This window comes from Vibrio sp. 970, from assembly GCF_033339075.1.
This window is the reverse complement of the sequence record NZ_JAWOTW010000510.1, coordinates 1-612: the sequence shown is the minus strand read 5'-3', so window position 1 is coordinate 612 and position 612 is coordinate 1. Positions and strand designations below refer to the sequence as shown.

1 protein-coding gene is annotated in these 612 nt (G+C 47.7%); it reads left to right on the top strand.

Features of this window, described 5'->3' with window-relative positions:
* The coding region (locus tag R7Q11_RS27590) for a PLP-dependent cysteine synthase family protein (protein WP_225467159.1) at window positions 1-612 on the top strand (612 nt) is incomplete at both ends.

Sequence of the window (612 nt, the reverse complement as noted above, 5' to 3'; positions counted from 1 at the left end):
ACGAGTCTCGACGTTTGGCTCAAGAGTTAAATGGTCACTACATGGATCAATTTACTTATGCTGAACGTGCAACTGACTGGCGCGGCAACAACAACATCGCGAACTCGATCTTCAGCCAAATGCAGTTAGAAGATCACCCAATTCCGAGTTGGGTAGTGATGAGTCCAGGAACTGGTGGCACTTCAGCAACCATTGGCCGCTTTATTCGTTACCAAAAATACGACACCAAACTGTGTGTGGTAGACCCTGAAAACTCAGTGTTTTACGATGCCTTCCAATCCGGCAACAATGAATTAAAAGGCAATACTGGCAGCAAAATTGAAGGCATCGGCCGACCACGTGTTGAGCCAAGCTTTATCGCCGGTGTGGTTGATGAGATGCGAAAAATTCCTGATGCGGCAAGTGTCGCGACCGCGCATTGGGTTTCTCAGCTGATTGGACGTAAAGTCGGTGCATCTACGGGGACGAACCTCTACGGTGTACTTCAACTGGCCTGCGAAATGAAACAACGCGGTGAAACAGGCTCTATCGTGACACTTCTATGTGACTCTGGTGAGCGTTACTTAGATACGTATTACGACTTAGCATGGGTAAAAGAGAACATCGGAGATA